This is a genomic window from Streptomyces sp. NPDC049954 (genome assembly GCF_040656295.1).
GTDB lineage: Bacteria > Actinomycetota > Actinomycetes > Streptomycetales > Streptomycetaceae > Streptomyces.
Genome location: NZ_JBFALS010000018.1, coordinates 48,256 through 64,396 on the forward strand (window position 1 = coordinate 48,256; position 16,141 = coordinate 64,396).

General features: G+C 68.3%; 13 protein-coding genes and 1 riboswitch. Of the genes, 7 read left to right on the forward strand and 6 right to left on the reverse strand.

The window, feature by feature from the left end; translation table 11 throughout:
• Nucleotides 1–139: 139 nt before the first annotated feature.
• Both AB0J21_RS30080 and AB0J21_RS30085 read right to left on the reverse strand, forming a co-directional pair.
• Complete coding sequence (locus tag AB0J21_RS30080; protein WP_363149312.1) at nucleotides 140–1,252, reverse strand: cystathionine gamma-lyase; 1,113 nt, start codon at nucleotides 1,250–1,252, stop codon at nucleotides 140–142.
• A 232-nt stretch (nucleotides 1,253–1,484) separates the two neighbouring features.
• Entirely contained in the window at nucleotides 1,485–1,865 is a 381-nt protein-coding gene (locus AB0J21_RS30085) for a phage holin family protein (protein ID WP_363149313.1), read from the reverse strand.
• Between the two features lie 68 nt (nucleotides 1,866–1,933).
• Here AB0J21_RS30085 and AB0J21_RS30090 point away from each other — a divergent pair, with 68 nt between their 5' ends.
• The 3 genes from AB0J21_RS30090 to AB0J21_RS30100 all read left to right on the forward strand — a co-directional run bounded on the left by AB0J21_RS30090 (nucleotide 1,934) and on the right by AB0J21_RS30100 (nucleotide 3,958).
• Nucleotides 1,934–2,251, forward strand: a complete 318-nt coding sequence (locus tag AB0J21_RS30090; RefSeq protein ID WP_363149314.1) for a cupin domain-containing protein — start codon at nucleotides 1,934–1,936, stop codon at nucleotides 2,249–2,251.
• A gap of 206 nt (nucleotides 2,252–2,457) precedes the next feature.
• Nucleotides 2,458–2,676, forward strand: coding sequence for a DUF5326 family protein (locus AB0J21_RS30095; protein WP_363149315.1), 219 nt, complete (start codon nucleotides 2,458–2,460; stop codon nucleotides 2,674–2,676).
• Between the two features lie 826 nt (nucleotides 2,677–3,502).
• Nucleotides 3,503–3,958, forward strand: coding sequence for an SsgA family sporulation/cell division regulator (locus AB0J21_RS30100; RefSeq protein WP_363149316.1), 456 nt, complete (start codon nucleotides 3,503–3,505; stop codon nucleotides 3,956–3,958).
• Nucleotides 3,959–4,125: 167 nt separating this feature from the next.
• Here AB0J21_RS30100 and AB0J21_RS30105 read toward each other — a convergent pair whose 3' ends face one another.
• Complete coding sequence (locus AB0J21_RS30105) at nucleotides 4,126–5,529, reverse strand: YibE/F family protein (protein WP_363149317.1); 1,404 nt, start codon at nucleotides 5,527–5,529, stop codon at nucleotides 4,126–4,128.
• 72 nt (nucleotides 5,530–5,601) lie between these two features.
• Nucleotides 5,602–5,750: riboswitch (TPP riboswitch) on the forward strand.
• Between AB0J21_RS30105 and thiC the strand changes: the two genes are divergently transcribed.
• Nucleotides 5,743–7,581: a phosphomethylpyrimidine synthase ThiC gene (thiC, locus tag AB0J21_RS30110; protein ID WP_363149318.1), complete on the forward strand. Its 1,839-nt coding sequence runs from the start codon at nucleotides 5,743–5,745 to the stop codon at nucleotides 7,579–7,581. Its footprint overlaps the riboswitch before it by 8 nt.
• A gap of 376 nt (nucleotides 7,582–7,957) precedes the next feature.
• On the opposite strand, the gene AB0J21_RS30115 is transcribed toward thiC, so the two are convergent.
• The 3 genes from AB0J21_RS30115 to AB0J21_RS30125 form a co-directional block, all read right to left on the reverse strand.
• The gene (locus AB0J21_RS30115) at nucleotides 7,958–8,845 is read right to left on the reverse strand and encodes a hypothetical protein (protein WP_363149319.1); all 888 of its coding nucleotides are present in this window, start codon (nucleotides 8,843–8,845) and stop codon (nucleotides 7,958–7,960) included.
• A 203-nt stretch (nucleotides 8,846–9,048) separates the two neighbouring features.
• Nucleotides 9,049–10,212, reverse strand: a complete 1,164-nt coding sequence (locus AB0J21_RS30120) for a metallophosphoesterase (protein ID WP_363149320.1) — start codon at nucleotides 10,210–10,212, stop codon at nucleotides 9,049–9,051.
• A 202-nt stretch (nucleotides 10,213–10,414) separates the two neighbouring features.
• Nucleotides 10,415–11,542 (reverse strand): LacI family DNA-binding transcriptional regulator, encoded by a 1,128-nt coding sequence (locus tag AB0J21_RS30125; RefSeq protein WP_363149321.1) that lies wholly within the window; start codon nucleotides 11,540–11,542, stop codon nucleotides 10,415–10,417.
• 455 nt (nucleotides 11,543–11,997) lie between these two features.
• Here AB0J21_RS30125 and hisC point away from each other — a divergent pair, with 455 nt between their 5' ends.
• The 3 genes from hisC (at nucleotide 11,998) to cydB (ending at nucleotide 16,058) form a co-directional block, all read left to right on the forward strand.
• Nucleotides 11,998–13,077 carry a histidinol-phosphate transaminase gene (hisC, locus tag AB0J21_RS30130; RefSeq protein ID WP_363149322.1) on the forward strand — a complete coding sequence of 360 codons (1,080 nt, stop codon included), beginning with the start codon at nucleotides 11,998–12,000 and terminating at the stop codon, nucleotides 13,075–13,077.
• Nucleotides 13,078–13,442: 365 nt separating this feature from the next.
• Nucleotides 13,443–15,038 (forward strand): cytochrome ubiquinol oxidase subunit I, encoded by a 1,596-nt coding sequence (locus tag AB0J21_RS30135; protein WP_363149323.1) that lies wholly within the window; start codon nucleotides 13,443–13,445, stop codon nucleotides 15,036–15,038.
• Nucleotides 15,039–15,056: 18 nt separating this feature from the next.
• Nucleotides 15,057–16,058: a cytochrome d ubiquinol oxidase subunit II gene (gene cydB, locus AB0J21_RS30140; RefSeq protein WP_363149324.1), complete on the forward strand. Its 1,002-nt coding sequence runs from the start codon at nucleotides 15,057–15,059 to the stop codon at nucleotides 16,056–16,058.
• The last annotated feature ends 83 nt before the right edge of the window (nucleotides 16,059–16,141 follow it).

The window sequence follows — 16,141 nt, forward strand, 5'->3', positions numbered from 1 at the left end:
GGCGGTTCGAGCCACGAGGGGGGAGGTTCGGACCGCCCGCCTCCGTAGGCGCAGCCCCCGGCCGGAACGAGGGGTTACGGCCGGGGCGGAAGCGCATGGACAGGACGTCTCCCTGGTTTGGACCGAGACCTCGCGGGCGTCAGCTCTCGTCGAGAGCCCGCAGGACGTCGGCCACCAGGTCCTCCGTGTCCTCCGCACCGGCGGAGAACCTGATGAAGCCCTCGGGGACCGCGTCGCCGCCCCACCTGCGCCGACGCTCCGCGGTGGAGCGGACGCCGCCGAAGCTCGTGGCGTCCTCCACCAGCCGCAAGCTCGACATGAAGCGCTCCGCCCGTTCCCGGGACGGAAGGGTGAAGGTGAGGACGGTGCCGTAGCGGAGCATCTGCTCGGTGGCGATCTTGTGCGACGGGTCGTCGGGCAGCCCCGGATACCGCAGGCCGCTGATGTCGCCGCGGTGTCGCAGGGCCTCGGCGAGGGCGAGGGCATTGGTGTTCTGCCGGCTGCTGCGCAGCTCCAGGGTGGCCAGCGAACGGTGGGCGAGCCAGGCCTCCATCGGCCCGGGGATCGCGCCGACGATCTTGCGCCAGCGCCGGACGCCCGCCATCTGTTCGGGATCACGTCCGGTCACGTGCCCCAGGAGCAGATCGCCGTGGCCCGTGAGGCCCTTGGTGTCGGAGGCCACGGAGAAGTCCGCGCCCAGCTCCAGCGGACGCTGGCCGAGCGGCGTGGACAGGGTGTTGTCGACGGCGACGAGTGTGCCCTGCGCGTGCGCTGCGGCGACCAGCCGGCGGACGTCGCACACGTCCAGCCCCGGGTTGGAGGGCGTCTCGATCCACAGCAGTTTCGCTCCGTCCAGCACGTCGAGCTGGGCGTCCTGGCCGGTTGGTGCGGTGCGTACCTCGACGCCGAAAGCGGTGAGCTGTTCACGGACCAGCGGGAGGACCTGGTAGCCGTCGTTCGGCAGTACGACGATGTCGCCCGCTGCGACCTGGGAGAAGAGTGTGGCGGAGATCGCGGCCATGCCCGAGGCGAAGACCAGGGTCTCGACCTCCTCCCCGGGAGCCTCCAGTTCCCCGACGGCCCGCTCCAGCAGCGTCCATGTCGGATTGTCGTCGCGGCCGTAGGTGTACGGCCCCGAGACGTCCCCGGGCAGATGGTAGTGAGCCGCGAACACCGGGCCCGGCAGCGTCGGCGCGTTCTTCGTCGGCTCCGGCAAGCCCGCCCGTACCGCCCTCGTGCCTTCCCCTGTCATCCTGACCTGCCCCTTTCTGTGGGCTGTGGGCGCTGTCTTCGCCCTCCGGCCCTCTGCCTGTGTGGTCGTACGTGCGCGATGGATACAGCATCGGTCACCTCCGGTCGGAGGACGATGCCGGGGCGACTCCGAGGAAAGAGGAAGTGGGCCTCGTGAGAAAGGGAAGGAGCGAAAACGATCGCTGTCCAAAAAGGGGGGGCGGGCGGTGACTAGTGCTTGTGGAGGTCGGGGATCAGTCGCGGTCCTCCGGCAGCGCCAGGCTGATCGCCCAGGAGACCACCGACACGATCAGTCCGCCGAGCACGGCTGTCCAGAAGCCGTCCACGTGGAAACTGACGTCCAGCTTGTCGCACACCCACGAGGTCAGCAGCAGCATCAGAGCGTTGATGACCAGGGTGAACAGCCCGAGCGTCAGGATGAAAAGGGGGAGGGTGAGGAGCTGTACGAGCGGCTTCACCAGGACGTTCACCACACCGAAGACCAGTGCGACGATAATCAGGGTGAGGACTTTGGTGCCCGTGCTGTGGCCGGCGAGGGTGATGTCGTCGACCAGCCACACCGCAACGGCGAGAGCGGCCGCGTTGGCGATCGTCTTGAGTACGAAGTTCTTCATGCGGTTGATCGTTGCAGACAGGATCAGCCCGGCCAGGTAAGCAGAGTGACCGAAAGGTGCGCGAGTCGATGAAGGCGTTCCGGCTGGACGAGTTGGAGGTGGAGCGGGCCGTCAACGACGGTGCCTACCTCCAGTTCCTCCGGGAGAAGAGCATGTCGGTCGGGCTGTACGCGCTCGACGCGGGGAGCACCGACCCCCAGCAGCCTCATCGCCAGGACGAGGTCTACTTCGTGGTGAGCGGCCGGGCCGCCGTCACCGTGGGCCCGGACACGACAGAGGTCGCGCGCGGCAGTGTGGTCTTCGTGCCGGCCGGAACCCCCCATCGGTTCCACCACATCAGCGAGGACCTGCGGGTACTCGTCGTCTTCTCGCCTCCGGAGGGCTGAGACACCCCGAACGGCCAGTCGGCTCGGCGGCAGTCCCCTAAGGGATTGTTCAGGGATGAGCCAGGGGTGCGAGACGCCCGCCAGGGAGGCATGGCGCCTTAGCATCGAGACCAGACGGACGTACAGCAGCCGGACGTACAGCCGACAGCCCCGCCGACAGCGACGGACGGGCGGGCACCGGGTTACGGGGAGACGAGGTAGGGACGATGGCGGTTCGGGAGATATTCGCGGGTATGCCGTGGTGGGTGAAGTGGGTGGCCGTGCCCGTGGTCGCCCTCGTGATTTTCGGTGGCCTGATCACCTCGATCCTCAGTTTCGTGATCGGTCTGCTGTTCAAGGTGCTGGTTTTCGTGGCGGTGGTGGGCGTGCTGATTTACGTCGTACGCAAGTTCAAGGACTCGGGTTCGTCCTCCGGCCGTTACTGACACGGGAACTCGCAGGGCGGGTCCGGCCGCTGTCCGGCAGGCAGGCAGGCAGGCAGGCAGGCAGGCAGGCAGGCAGGCAGGGCGGCTCGGCGCGCAGTCGCGTGGCCGCGCCACCTCGGGGGCCTGTCGTCAGAGACAGGTGCCCCGTCCTTGCGGCGGCCTGCGGGCACCATCCCGCAGTCCCCGCGCAGGGCGTGCCGAGGGGCGAGGACGTGGGCCCGTTCGCCCACCCGGGGGAAGTTTCCTCGCTCCGCCACCATCCGACAGCGCCAGAGGCTACAGTCCGGACACCGGCGTGGGGCCCGACTCCGCAGCCGCTTCCTGTGCCTCCTCGGCCCATGGCGGGGAGGCTGTACTCGCGCCCTGGAAGTGACCCTTGGCCACGGTTGACCGCACCTTCACCGAACTCTCCGGTTCGGGTGCCCTCTTCGAGCCCCTCGTGGCGCACACCGTTCTCGGACGGCGCCCCGAGGGGCTCGCCGTCCGTTCCAGGCGTCACACTCCGCGATGTTCGGGCCGCCGCTGCCGCGGCGGACTTTCCCTCTGCTCCGTAGGCGGCCCGCTGGGGCAAAGGAGTGAACGTGCGGTGTCTCTAGGGCGCGGCGCATACGCGATCTGCCAGGGGGCAGCCGGAATACCGGTGATCGGTCGTGGGAGTTCCGGCCTGCTCGGCGAGTAGGTTGCGGACAGTTTTCCCCGCAGGTTTGTTCTTCAATCAGTATCTGTGGTGTCACTCACTGTGATGTGATGTGTGCACTGAGCAATGTGTCAGGAGTGTCAGGGGTCTGAGCCCCTGATCAGGTGACGGCAATCGACGGGGTTGGCGATGCGCGAGTCCGTACAGGCAGAAGTCATGATGAGCTTCCTCGTTTCCGAGGAGCTGTCCTTCCGTATCCCCGTCGAGCTTCGGTACGAGGCCGACGATCCGTACGCCGTCCGGCTGACGTTCCATCTCCCGGGGGACGCTCCAGTCTCCTGGACCTTCGGGAGAGACCTGCTCAGCGACGGTATCGAGGAGCCGTGCGGAGACGGCGACGTACGTGTCGCCCCCGTCGAACTCGACCCGCTGATGGACGCGGAGCCGCCGGCCGACATGCACATCCGGCTGCAGGTCGGAGCCGATCACGCGCTCTTCCGGGTGAGCATGGCGCCGATCGTCGCGTTCCTCGACCGCACCGACCGGCTTGTTCCGCTGGGTGAGGAGCGCGCCTCGGCGGATTTCGAGAGTCACCTCGACGACGCCCTGCACCGCATCCTCGGCGAGGAACAGAGCGCGGGCTGATTCCGGAGGTCGGTAACGGACCTCGGGGCCTGGAGAGAGCCGATGGGTCTTGGCGGAGAAGTCAAGGGTGCCAAGGGCCGCATCGGACTCGGTCTGCTGCGGCCCCGCTGCCGCGCGGGACACCGGCGCTCGTGGCGAGCGGAGCGCGCGATCTTCCACCGGCCGTCTCACCGTTTGCGGCGTCGGCCCCCGCCACCGAGCACCGCGCCGCGCAACGGGCCGCGGTCCGGGCCGGGCACCGTCGGAAGGTGCGGGGACACCGAGGTGCCCTCGGGCTCCGGGTGGGGGCGGTCGGCCGAGACGACGAGCGTCGCCAGCGCCGTGGTGACCGGGACGGAGGCCACCAGGCCGATGGACCCCACCAGTGTCCGGACGATCTCCTCGGCCACCAGCTCGCTGCCCGCGACCGTGCCGACGTCGCTCTGAGCCAGCGAGAAGAGCAGGAGCAGCGGCAGAGAGGCTCCCGCGTACGCCAGCACCAGCGTGTTGACCACGGAGGCGATGTGGTCCCTCCCGATCCGGATACCGGCGCGGTACAGAGCACGTCGGCTTATCGTCGGGTCGGCCTGCCTCAGCTCCCAGACGGCCGAGGTCTGCGTGACCGTCACGTCGTCCAGCACGCCGAGCGAACCGATGATGACGCCGGCCAGCAGGAGCCCGCTCATGTCGATCTGGGGATAGAGGCCGTGGACGAGCCCGGTGTTGTCGTCGGTGTTGCCGGTCAACGCCGCCCACCCGATGAAGAGCGAGCCGAGCAGGCCGATGAGCAACAGAGACACCAGGGTGCCGAGGACGGCCACCGAGGTGCGGGCCGTCAGCCCGTGGCAGAGGTAGAGCGCGAGCAACATGATGGCACTCGCCCCCACGACCGCCACCACCAGGGGATTCGACCCCTGCAACACCGCGGGCAGAATGAAGAAGGTGAGCACGAGGAAGCTCACGGCGAGCGCCACGAGCGCCATGACCCCCCGCAGTCGGCCGACGGCGACCACCGCCAGCGCGAAGATCCCGGCAAGCAGCAGCATCGGCAGCTTTCGGCCGACATCGGTGACGGAGTACTGGAGTTCACGGGGCGCGTCCGGCGCGTAGGCCAGAACGACTTCCTGGCCTACGTGCAGTCGGCGTGGGGAGTCGGGCTGGACCAGCTCGTTGAAGGTCCGCCCGTGATCCTTGCCCTCGGTGACCTCGACCTTCGCCTGTTCGCAGACACCGTCCGCGTGCCCGCCGTTGCCCGGTACTGCCCCCGACGAGCCCTCGGAGGGCCCGGCCGTCCCGGAACCCGTGCCCGACGCACCGTTCGACGCCGTCCCGTCCTTGCAGCCGATGTGCGTGATCCCGACGACCTTGCCGGCCACGGTCTGCCGGTCGAAGCCCACGCCTGAACGCCCGTGCTCGGGCGGCTCGCCGGGCCACAGCGTCACGAGCCCCAGGACCACGGCAGCGGTGAACGGCACGAGCACGGCGGCGATGACCGTGCGCAGTCTCCTTGAGCCCGGCGCCGCCGGGCCGTGGTGATGGCTGTGGCCGTGGGAGGAGTCGTGGCCGAGATCGGTGGGGGGTCGTGTCGTCACCGCCCGATCATCGCAAGAACGGCACACGCCCTCTGTTCAGCACGCCCGGGAGGGCGTTAGCGTGAAGCCGCGATATGTACACGCGGGAGCTCGGAGCACCGGGCTGAGAGGACGCTGAACTCCGTACGGCCGGGACCCCGGCGAGAAGTGCGGGAAGGCTGCGTCGACCGCCGAACCTGTTACCGGGTAATGCCGGCGTAGGGAGTAGGTCTCATGACCACATCGGACGCGCACACCCCTGCCTCCGCGAAGGAGAGGCCCGCGAGCGAACAGCCGAGGCCCCCGCAGAGTGAACGCACCATCGGCTGGCACAAGGCGTACGTCGAGGGCTCACGCCCCGACCTGCGGGTGCCGGTGCGGGCCGTGCACCTGACCAACGGCCGTACCGTGACCTTGTACGACACCTCGGGCCCGTACACCGACCCGACCGCGAGCACCGACGTACGCGGTGGGCTCGCACCGCTCAGGGAGAACTGGATCGCAGGCCGCGGCGACACCGAGACGTACGCGGGGCGGCCGGTGCGACCGGAGGACGACGGGCTCAAGCACACTTCCCCCCGGGGTGGGCTCCGCAACCTCGATGCGGTCTTTCCCGGGCGCCCCCGGCAGCCGCGCCGGGGCAGGGGCGGACGCGCCGTCACACAACTCGCCTACGCCAGGCGGGGGGAGATCACCCCGGAGATGGAGTTCGTCGCGCTGCGCGAGAACCTCGAACCCGAGGTCGTCCGGGCCGAGCTGGCCGCCGGGCGTGCTGTGCTGCCGGCGAACGTCAACCATCCCGAGACCGAGCCGATGATCATCGGGAAGCGGTTCCTGGTCAAGGTCAACGCCAACATCGGCAACTCCGCGGTGACCTCCTCGATCGAGGAGGAGGTGGAGAAGATGACGTGGGCGACCCGTTGGGGTGCCGACACCGTCATGGACCTCTCCACCGGACGGAACATCCACACCACGAGGGAATGGGTGCTGCGTAATGCGCCGGTCCCCATCGGCACGGTGCCCCTCTACCAGGCGCTGGAAAAGGTCGACGGCAAGGCTGAGGAGCTGAGCTGGGAGATCTACAAGGACACGGTGATCGAGCAGGCCGAGCAGGGCGTGGACTACATGACCGTGCACGCCGGCGTCCGGCTGCCGTACGTCCCGCTCACGGCCCGGCGGAAGACCGGCATCGTCTCGCGGGGCGGCTCGATCATGGCCGCCTGGTGCCTCGCCCATCACCAGGAGTCCTTCCTGTACGAGCACTTCGAGGAACTGTGCGAGATTCTCGCGGCGTACGACGTGACGTACTCGCTCGGGGACGGGCTGCGGCCCGGCTCGATCGCGGACGCCAACGACGAGGCGCAGTTCGCCGAGTTGCGGACGCTCGGTGAGCTGAACGCGGTCGCCCGTCGACACGGCGTCCAGACGATGATCGAGGGCCCCGGACATGTGCCGATGCACAAGATCAAGGAGAACATCGACCTCCAGCAGGAGATCTGCGAGGAGGCGCCGTTCTACACGCTCGGTCCGTTGACCACGGACATCGCCCCCGCCTACGACCACATCACCTCGGGCATCGGGGCGGCGATGATCGGCTGGTGGGGTACCGCCATGCTCTGCTACGTCACGCCCAAGGAACACCTGGGCCTGCCCAACCGGGACGACGTGAAGACCGGGGTGATCACGTACAAGATCGCCGCCCACGCCGCCGACGTGGCCAAGGGGCATCCCGGGGCGCAGGACTGGGACGACGCCCTGTCGGAGGCGCGCTTCGAGTTCCGCTGGGAGGACCAGTTCAATCTCGCGCTCGACCCGGACACCGCCCGTGAATACCACGACGAGACGCTGCCGGCCGAACCGGCCAAGACCGCGCACTTCTGCTCCATGTGCGGGCCGAAGTTCTGCTCGATGAAGATCAGCCACGACATCACTGAGCAGTTCGCCCCGGACCTCCTCGAAGCCCGTTCCGCGAATGCGGAGTTGAGTCAGGACGAGATCGACGCCGCGATGCTGGAGAAGTCACGTGAGTTCGCCGCTTCGGGGGGCCGCGTCTACCTGCCTCTGGCGGAGTAAGACACCGAGAAGCGGGCCTGAGGCGTCTGCCTGCAGTGGTGGCTGAGGATCTCAGCGAGCCGACAGCCAGTCAGAGGGGCCCTGTCGTCATGACGGGGCCCTGGCGCCCGCCCGCTTCCGGACACGATTCCTCTGGCGGGCTGACGTCTCCTTCTGCCTGTTTGGGAGAGGGCGCAGAAGGACGTTTCACGTGAAACACCGTGGAGTAGGTGTTTCACGTGAAACATCGAGATGACGCTGGTTTCACGTGAAACATCGCCTCATTCCGGTCAAGCGATCCCTCTCCGAATAGGGGGGCGCTCCCACATCAGGCACCCGTCCCGGCGCAGGGGATGGTGCATCGAAGCGATCTCGTCGTGCGTCGGCCGGGCCGCCGTCATTCCGGGCGGTGGTCCGGCCCGCCGTAGTCGGGGCTGCTGAAATCGGGGCTGGAGTAGCGGGGCCGGGTCCCGGATTCACCATCCGATTCCGGGCCGCTGAAACCGGGCCGGTGATAACCGAGGCGAGGCATCCGTTGCTGGGAGGGCGGGGTCGGTCCTGGATGGGCGGGAACGTGCCCGGCTTCCGTGCGGGGAGCGTCGTCGAGATCCCGGAAGAACGGCAGGAGACCCTTCTCCAGCAGCGCCTGGTGCCAGGCCGCACGCGCGGCGGCGACCTCGGGTGTTTCCCCGGCGAGCCCACTTCCGTCCTCCGAGGACTTGGCGGACGAGTTGTTGCGCAGAGCGGTGAACAGGAGCGCGGCGCCGGCGATCAGGATGCCGAGGGCGGCGAGGACGGCGAAGACCCACCCGGCGGTGAGCAGCCCACTCGCTATGGCGGGCTCGGGGGTCAGGAGCTTCAGCAGGTAGCCGGCGAGGAGGAAGATGACGGCGGCGACCGCGGCCAGGAGAGGGGCGAGTACAGCCACCATGGCTGTCGCTCCGGCCCCTGCGGACTCCGTCACCTCGCTGAGTGCGGCGGCGATGCCGTTCGGTGTCGCCTCGGTCGGCGTCTCGCCGTTCTCGGATCGGGGTTCGGTGCTGATGCGTGCCGGTTCGCGGGACCGCTCCCGTGCGTTGACGTAGTGCTGATATTCGGCCGTCGCCGCCGCCGTGATGAAGATCGTCGCACCCGTGGCGAGGGTGCGCAGCTGGGCAGGGTTGAATCGCTGCGCGACCCGGGCGATTTCCGGGTGGGCGTCGGCCGTACGGAGTGCCTCGTCCAGGACGCGCTCGAATTCGGGGCGGTCCTGGTTCAGCAGATGCGGAGCGCTGTTCATATGCATCCCCCGATGCTCCGTAGGGCCAGGACGCCCGCCTGGGTGCGGGCAGTGGGGCGGAAACGGAGGAGAGCCTGCTACGGATAAGGCGATGGTAGGCCGGGCATGGCGCGTCGTAACAGGGTGTTTCTGGAAATTGACCTGGGGTGAATGATGACGGCCGTATATGCCAAGAGGACAGGCCCGTTCACGCCGCGAGCGGACCCGGGTCAGGCGGGGAAGGGAACCCGGTGGACGAGCAGCTTTCCGGCCATGGTCACCCCGCCGTCCATGGCGACGGCGAGCCGGTCGGCATAGATGTGCGGACCGTCGACGACGGGGCCGCCGCTGTCCTCGCCGTCCTCGGAGCCGACGTCACCGAGCAGGTAGGGGATGGGGCTGTGGCCGTGCACGATGCGGTTGCCGCCGAAGACACTCAGCAGTTCGCGCACCGCCTCGGGGCCCGACTGGTCCCGGAAGGCGAAGCGTTTGGTGAACTTCCGGAAGACGTCCCAGCATTCGTCGGCGTCGTTGCGGTTGAGGATCTCGTGGATCGTGTCGTTGACCGCTTCGATCGTGTCGCCGTAGTCGAGGTAGGCCGTGGTGTCGGAGTGCACCAGGAGGTGGGAGTCCTCCTCGACGATGGCGTCCAGCCGGGACATCCACTGCAGGTGGACGTCCTGCAGCCTGTCCATGTCGGACTTCTGCCCGCCGTTGAGTAGCCAGGCCGCCTGGAAAGTGGCGGTTCCCGCCCCGGAGTTGACCGGCGTGTCACCGAAGCGCTTGGCCCCGAGAAGAAGGAGTTCGTGGTTGCCCATGAGGGCCTTGCAGTAGCCGCCGGCCGCTGCCGCCTCGGCGGACAGGCGCATCACCAGATCGATGACGCCGATCCCGTCCGGACCGCGGTCCGTGAAATCGCCCAGGAACCAGAGCCGCGCGTTGCCGGCTGCCCAGCGGGTGTCGGCGTCGACCAGCCCCTGCTCCCGCAGCGCTGCGACCAGTTGGTCCAGGTAGCCGTGGACGTCACCCACGACGTACAGCGGGCCGAGCCCCTCGGCGTCGGGCTGCGCGGCCGCGGTGGCCTGCGCCCCGATGACCGGCAGGTCCCGCTGGGTGGGCGTGTAGCCCTCCGGTTCACCGAGTGCTTCCTCAGCCTGGGCGTAGGGCGTCTCGGACCCGGCCGGGTACGCGGCCCGGGCGGGGGCGGCGGGAGCCGGGGCCTCGGCGTGCCGCTCCGTGTACACCTGAGCCGACTCGGTGTACCGGTCGGCGCCCTGCGCGTACGGTTCTGCTCCGTCCCCTTGAGGATCGGGATGGTTCATGTAGGCGGGGACGCGGAAGTCGCGCACCGTCGGTGTCTCTCCCACGGGTCCCTGACCGGCCCCCTGCGTCATTGACCCCTCCACCACGATCGCGCCGCATCTGCACCGGTTTCGGACTGCTTGGTCGCAGCGGCCCGCGGTGTCGTGCGCCCATCATAGGAATGCGGCTCCCGCTCTGTGACGCACCAGGGGTGGTGAATCCTCCGGGGCGCCCTCCGAGCCGGTGATTTCTCCTGAATTGGGCACGGATTCCGTCCGGCGTTCCGGATGCCGGTCAGCCCCCGCCCTCGCCCGGGCCACGGGGAGGACTGACGGTGGTGCGCGGGGTCCGGCGCTGGGAGGAGGTCCGCACGATCAGTTCTGTGGGTATGACGCGCTCCACGGGGTGTGCGGGGCCGATGCCCTCGATGGCGTCGATCAGCAGCTGGACCACTGCCGTGCCGATTCTGCGGGGCTTCAGGGAGAGCGTCGAGACGGGCGGCTCGGTGCTCGCGTAGACGAGGGACTCGCTGCAGCACACCAGCAGCAGATCGTCGGGCACGCGCAACCCGTAGCGGCGCGCGGCCGCGAGCAGATCCGTGCCGTTGGGGTCGAAGAGTCCGTAGACCGCGTCCGGGCGGTCGGGCCGGGCCAGGAGGCGGTCGGCCGCGACGGCTCCGGCGCAGGGATCGTGGGCCGGGTAGGACTCCAGGACCGGGTCCTGGCCCACCCGGGAACACCATTCGAGGTAGGCGGTGGTCGAGAGCCTGGTGTAGGTGTCCGTCGTGGTGCCGGTGAGCAGCCCGATACGCCGGGCTCCGGCGGCGGCGAGGTGGTCGAGGATGTCGAGTACGGCCGTCTCGTGGTCGTTGTCCACCCATGCGGTCACCGGGAGAGTGCCGTCGGGACGGCCGTCCGACACCACGGGGAGCCCCTGCCTGACCAGTTCGCTGACAACCGGGTCGTGGTCGGAGGGGTCCACGACGACCGTTCCGTCGAGAGCGACGTTCGACCAGACGTCCACCGGGCTCAGCCGTGAGGACGCGGGCAGGATGACCAGGGCGTAGCCCCGGTCGAGCGCGGCGGAGGTGGCGGCCCTCGCCATCTCGGCGAAGTAGGCGAACTCGGTGAAGGTGAAAGGTTCATCCCCGTACGTGGTCACCGTCAGGCCGATGAGTCCCGACTTACCGGTGCGCAGGGTGCGGGCGGCGGCCGAGGGGCGGTATCCCAGCCGCTCGGCGACCTCACGGACGTGCCGACGGGTCCCTTCGGGCAGACGGCCCTTTCCGTTGAGTGCGTCGGAGACGGTTGTGATCGAGACACCCGCTGCCGCCGCCACGTCTCTGATGCCCGCCCGGCCAGGCCGGTTGCCCCGGCGGGGTGTTTCCGCTCGGCTCACCTGGTGCTTCCCTGCTGCTGTCATGGGCTGCCGATAGTAGGGGGGTGCCGGAGGGGTGGCGCGGCTGCATATGCCGATAGATGGAGTCACGTTTCTGCAAGGCGTCGGCCTGTCATATGCCTTGTTATCGAAGGTAGTTGACGTGCCATGGTGCGATGAGTGATTCATCGGCCCATGCCCAACCGTGCGGCCGGGTGAACGGGGGGCCTGCGGCAACTCACCTGCACGGGTGACGCGCGCCACGGAGCGAGCTACCAGCGCCCTCCGCTCCTCGCGCGCCCCCTGGCGGAAGGGTCGATCCCGCCGACGGGCTGGTCACGTAAGGGGCTTCGCTGGGCACCGAAGGCCCGAAGGGGTGGTGAGAACCCCGGCTCCGACCGCTGGGCCGCGCAGTCCGGATCTCATAAGGTGAGACGCGTCCGTACCGGTGCGCAGCTCTGGAACGCCGGTGCCCCTGAAGTGTCAGAAGGAGGACCCGCGTGAGTGCGAAGAGCCCGAGACTGCGAGCTGTGCTGGACGGCATCCCGGCCTATGTGCCGGGCAAGCCGGCGGCGGAGGGGGGAGCGGAGGCCTTCAAGCTCTCCTCGAACGAGAACCCCTATCCGCCGCTGCCCGGGGTGATGGACAGCGCGCTCGCCGCCGCGGGCCGGCTCAACCGCTATCCCGACATGGCCGCGACCATCCTGCTGGCCGAGCTGTCCGAGCGTTTCGGGGTTCCGGTCTCGCATCTCGCCACCGGGACGGGTTCTGTGGGGGTCGCGCAGCAACTGCTGCAGATCACCGCGCAGCAGGGCGATGAGGTGATCTACGCCTGGCGGTCCTTCGAGGCGTACCCGATCATCACGCGCATCAGCGGGGCGAAGGCGGTTCAGGTGCCGCTCGCACCCGACGAGACGCACGACCTGGACGCGATGGCCGCGGCGATCACCGAGCGCACCCGCCTGATCTTCCTGTGCAACCCGAACAACCCCACCGGCTCCGTCATGCGCCGCACCGAGCTGGAGACCTTCCTCGACCGGGTGCCCCCGGACGTTCTGGTGGTGCTCGACGAGGCCTACCGCGAGTTCAACCGTGATCCCGAGGTGCCGGACGGCATAGAGCTGTACCGCGAGCGCCCCAACGTCTGTGTGCTGCGGACGTTTTCGAAGGCGTACGGGCTGGCCGGCCTGCGGATCGGTTTCGCGATCGCGCACGAGCCGGTCGCGGCCGCCCTGCGCAAGACGGCCGTGCCCTTCGGGGTCAGTCAGCTCGCGCAGGACGCGGCGGTCGCCTCCCTGCGGGCGGAGGACGAACTGCTCGGCCGCGTCGACACCCTGGTGCAGGAACGTTCCCGCGTTGTGGAGACGCTGCGCGGGCAGGGATGGGCGGTGCCGGACACCGAGGCCAACTTCGTGTGGTTGCGCCTGGGTGAACGGACCGTCGAGTTCGCCGCGGAGTGCGAGCGTGCCGGTGTGGTCGTCCGGCCCTTCGCCGGAGAAGGGGTCCGGGTGACGGTCGCCGAGACGGAGGCCAACGACCTCTTCCTGCGGACCGCCGCCGCTTACCGCAAGGAGCTGTAGCTCCGACGGCGCGCGCCCCTGACCCCGGCGGCGATCTGATGTCGCGGGTCCGGCTGAGGAGCTGCCCGGCGTGAGCGACCGGTGGGCACCGCCGAGCATCATATGCGTCACAAAGCCGCATCAGGGCACATAAGAGTCATAGGCGCTCCGAGTAGGGGGGTTCCCGTAAAGGGGACCCCCCTTGCCGTTGCTCCGAAGTAGTAGTACATAATGCTTGTGAATGTGAACGCTTTCACAAGCGTCACCCGATTAGTCCTGCCTTGGCAGGGGCGAACCGGGATGAATCGCTCCGTGAGAGCGGGATCTGGCTGTGCCCACGGTGCCCGCCGCGTGCACAGAGATCAGCGAAACGAGGAGATGACTTCGTGGATCTCGCCCTAGCGCCGGAAACGCTGGCCCGCTGGCAGTTCGGCATCACCACCGTCTACCACTTTCTGTTCATTCCGCTCACGATCTCGCTCGCCGCTCTGACGGCGGGGCTGGAGACGGCGTGGGTCCGGACGCAGAAGGCGAAGTACCTCACCGCCACGAAGTTCTGGGGAAAGCTCTTCCTCATCAACATCGCGATGGGCGTGGTCACCGGCATCGTGCAGGAGTTCCAGTTCGGCATGAACTGGTCCGACTACTCGCGCTTCGTCGGTGACGTCTTCGGCGCGCCGCTCGCCTTCGAGGCGCTCATCGCCTTCTTCTTCGAGTCGACCTTCATCGGCCTGTGGATCTTCGGCTGGGACAAACTGCCGAAGAAGCTTCACCTGGCCACGATCTGGATGGTGTCGATCGGCACCATCCTGTCCGCCTACTTCATCCTGGCGGCGAACTCGTGGATGCAGCACCCCGTCGGCTACCGCATCAACAAGAGCAGCGGCCGGGCCGAGCTCACCGACTTCTGGCAGGTGCTGACCCAGGAGACCGCGCTCACCCAGATATTCCACACCCTCTCGGTGTCCTTCCTGACCGGGGGCGCCTTCATGGTGGGCATCGCCGGCTGGCACCTCGCACGGGGCCGGAAGGCGAAGCACGTCGCGGTCATGAAGACCTCCTTGCGCCTGGGGCTGGTGACCGTCGTGGCCGCCGGTCTGCTCACCACGATCAGCGGTGACTTCCTCGGCAAGACCATGTTCAAGCAGCAACCCATGAAGATGGCCGCGGCGGAGGCGCTGTGGGACGGGGAGGACGCGGCCCCCTTCTCGATCTTCGCGTACGGGGACGTGGACAAGGGCCACAACAGCGTCGCCATCCAGGTCCCGGGCGTGCTGTCCTTCCTCTCCGACTACGACTTCACCTCGCACGTCCCCGGAATCAACGACACCAACAAGGCGGAGCAGCAGAAGTACGGTCCGGGCGACTACCGGCCCAACATCCCGGTCGCCTTCTGGAGCTTCCGCTGGATGATGGGCTTCGGAATGACCTCCTTCGGGGTCGGCCTGCTGGGTCTCTGGCTCACCCGCAAGAAGTTCCTGCTGCCCAAGCACCTGCGGGTCGGCGAGGACGAGGTGCCGAACCTCGTGCTCCTCAAGAACACCGTGCTCAGCCCCCGGTTCACCAAGCTCTACTGGATCGTCGCCCTGTGGACGCTGTGCTTCCCCCTGATCGGAAGCTCCTGGGGCTGGATCTTCACGGAGAACGGACGCCAGCCCTGGGCGGTGTACGGACTCTTCCGGACCGAGGACGCGGTCTCCCCCGGGGTCTCCCAGGGCGAGGTGCTCACCTCCCTCATCGTCTTCACACTCCTGTACGCCGTGCTCGCCGTCATCGAGTTCAAGCTGATGGTCAAGTACGTGAAGGCCGGCCCGCCCGAGCTCACGGACGCCGACCTGAACCCGCCCACGCGCATCGGCGGCCGGCCCGGCACGGGCACAACCCGTACCAGGGACGGCAGCGGGGATCCGGACCAACCCGGCAGCGCGCAGCGCGACGACGAAGACGATGACGCCGACCGCCCGATGGCCTTCTCCTACTGATGAGGGAGTGAACTGACCATGGAACTCCACGACCTCTGGTTCGTGCTGATAGCTGTCCTGTGGACCGGCTACTTCTTCCTGGAGGGCTTCGACTTCGGAGTGGGCGTCCTCACCAAGGTGCTGGCCCGGAACCGTGCCGAGAAGCGGGTGCTGATCAACACCATCGGCCCGGTCTGGGACGGCAACGAGGTCTGGCTGCTCTCGGCGGGCGGCGCGACCTTCGCGGCGTTCCCCGAGTGGTACGCCACCATGTTCTCCGGCTTCTACCTGCCGCTGCTGATGATCCTGGTGTGCCTCATCGTGCGCGGAGTCGCCTTCGAGTACCGCGCCAAACGGCCCGAGGAACACTGGCAGCGCAACTGGGAGCACGCCATCTTCTGGGCCTCGCTGCTCCCCGCGTTCCTGTGGGGTGTGGCCTTCGGCAACATCGTGCGCGGCGTGAAGATCGACTCCGGGATGGAGTACGTCGGCAACCTCGGCGACCTGCTGAACCCGTACGCCTTGCTCGGCGGCCTGGTCACGCTGACGCTGTTCACTTTCCACGGCACCGTGTTCGCCGGGCTGAAGACGACGGGCGAGATCCGCTACCGGGCGAGGAAGCTCGCTCTGGGACTCGGGGCGGTCACCGCCCTGCTCGCCGCCGGCTTCCTCGTCTGGACGCAGATCGACAAGGGAGACGCGAAGAGCCTCGTCGCCCTGCTCGTGGCGGTCGCCGCTCTCCTGCTCGCCCTCGTGGCGACGGCGCGCGGTCGTGAGGGCTGGGCCTTCGCCCTCTCCGGGGTGACCATCGCGGCGACCGTGGCGATGTTCTTCCTGACGCTCTTCCCGAACGTCATGCCCTCGTCCCTGAACGAACAGTGGAACCTCACGGTGTCCAACGCCTCGTCCTCCCCCTACACCCTGAAGATCATGACCTGGTGCACCTGTATCGCCGCGCCCCTGGTGATGCTCTACCAGGGCTGGACCTACTGGGTCTTCCGCAAGCGGATCGGTACGCAGCACATCGCGGACGCGCACTGATCACCGTCGCTGCCGCGGACCGGACGGTTCAGTGAGGCGCACCGTGCACCGTGCCCACGCGGTGCACGGTGCGCCCCACCGAG

What these genes read in the sequence shown, in the direction of transcription:
- AB0J21_RS30085 (WP_363149313.1), bottom strand. Translation starts at nt 1,865, where the DNA reads ATGAAGAACTTCGTACTCAAGACGATCGCCAACGCGGCCGCTCTCGCC.
- AB0J21_RS30125 (WP_363149321.1), bottom strand. Translation starts at nt 11,542, where the DNA reads ATGACAGCAGCAGGGAAGCACCAGGTGAGCCGAGCGGAAACACCCCGC.
- AB0J21_RS30115 (WP_363149319.1), bottom strand. Translation starts at nt 8,845, where the DNA reads ATGCATATGAACAGCGCTCCGCATCTGCTGAACCAGGACCGCCCCGAA.
- AB0J21_RS30090 (WP_363149314.1), top strand. Translation starts at nt 1,934, where the DNA reads ATGAAGGCGTTCCGGCTGGACGAGTTGGAGGTGGAGCGGGCCGTCAAC.
- AB0J21_RS30095 (WP_363149315.1), top strand. Translation starts at nt 2,458, where the DNA reads ATGGCGGTTCGGGAGATATTCGCGGGTATGCCGTGGTGGGTGAAGTGG.
- AB0J21_RS30100 (WP_363149316.1), top strand. Translation starts at nt 3,503, where the DNA reads ATGCGCGAGTCCGTACAGGCAGAAGTCATGATGAGCTTCCTCGTTTCC.
- thiC (WP_363149318.1), top strand. Translation starts at nt 5,743, where the DNA reads ATGACCACATCGGACGCGCACACCCCTGCCTCCGCGAAGGAGAGGCCC.
- AB0J21_RS30120 (WP_363149320.1), bottom strand. Translation starts at nt 10,212, where the DNA reads ATGACGCAGGGGGCCGGTCAGGGACCCGTGGGAGAGACACCGACGGTG.
- cydB (WP_363149324.1), top strand. Translation starts at nt 15,057, where the DNA reads ATGGAACTCCACGACCTCTGGTTCGTGCTGATAGCTGTCCTGTGGACC.
- AB0J21_RS30080 (WP_363149312.1), bottom strand. Translation starts at nt 1,252, where the DNA reads ATGACAGGGGAAGGCACGAGGGCGGTACGGGCGGGCTTGCCGGAGCCG.